Annotated in this window: 1 pseudogene; it reads right to left on the reverse strand. The window is 40.6% G+C overall.

The features are described from left to right. Positions 1–97 precede the first annotated feature (97 nt). A pseudogene (locus tag RH45_RS23645) lies at positions 98–503 on the reverse strand (hypothetical protein); the annotation flags it as partial.

The following is a 503-nucleotide window of genomic DNA, read 5'->3' on the forward strand; positions in this document are numbered from 1 at the left end:
CAACGCAGACCACCAACCTTAAACCATTGTACCTTAAACACTAAATTCAACTTGAACTAAGATCGCCAAGCGTTGTGAATCCGTCTTAAACGCCTTGTTATACAAAAATACTCATGACACCCGTATATACATAGACTGGAAGTGCTGGCCACATCATCAGCAAGCTCCAACTGTCGGTCCAAGATGACTGAAGCTCATAGGAAGAATTGATTTGACTATGTTTCAACAATTTTGAACTGAAAGCATCATTTAACTGATACCCGGACATAGTGGCCTCATAACCATCAATAGAAAAAACCGGATAGTATAATGTCCCTAAATCTGGATGACGTACAAATACACGAGTTAATTTCCAAACACTACCGCACGTAACACTGTGTCTGCTAACTACATATTGCTCTTCAATGTCTGCACCAAGTGGTATCAGAGTAGGATAATCATACCCTGAGTAACCTTGTTCAAACTTAACAGCTTCCCAACCGCACTTCGCGACAAAATCAGTT

Source organism: Vibrio sinaloensis DSM 21326, from assembly GCF_000189275.1.
Classification (GTDB): Bacteria; Pseudomonadota; Gammaproteobacteria; order Enterobacterales; family Vibrionaceae; genus Vibrio; species Vibrio sinaloensis.